This window comes from Mesorhizobium sp. M1A.T.Ca.IN.004.03.1.1 (genome assembly GCF_003997555.1).
Classification (GTDB): domain Bacteria; phylum Pseudomonadota; class Alphaproteobacteria; order Rhizobiales; family Rhizobiaceae; genus Mesorhizobium.
Genome location: NZ_RZTV01000604.1, coordinates 1 through 257 on the forward strand (window position 1 = coordinate 1; position 257 = coordinate 257).

The 257-nt window shown below is 58.0% G+C and carries 1 pseudogene; it reads right to left on the bottom strand.

Features of this window, described 5'->3' with window-relative positions:
• A pseudogene (locus EOD29_RS33055) lies at nucleotides 1–158 on the bottom strand (SPFH/Band 7/PHB domain protein); the annotation flags it as partial.
• Between the last annotated feature and the right edge of the window lie 99 nt (nucleotides 159–257).

Here is a 257-nt window from a genome sequence, read left to right on the forward strand (position 1 = left end):
ATGAGGTTGAGGCCCGGCTCCAGCGTGCGGGTATAACGGCCGAAGCGCTCGATGGTGTAGCGATAGCCCTGCGGTACGGTCTTGATCCCGGCAAAGAGCACCAAAATGACGAAGATGACCAGCACGATCACGACGATGTCGAAGCCGCCGAACAGCATGAAAAATTCCTCCCATCGGCGCATGCGCGCCTGCCCAACTGATGTGGTGAGTTAGCACGTTATTTGCGAGGAAGAAATGAGGGCGCAACCGCCCCGACT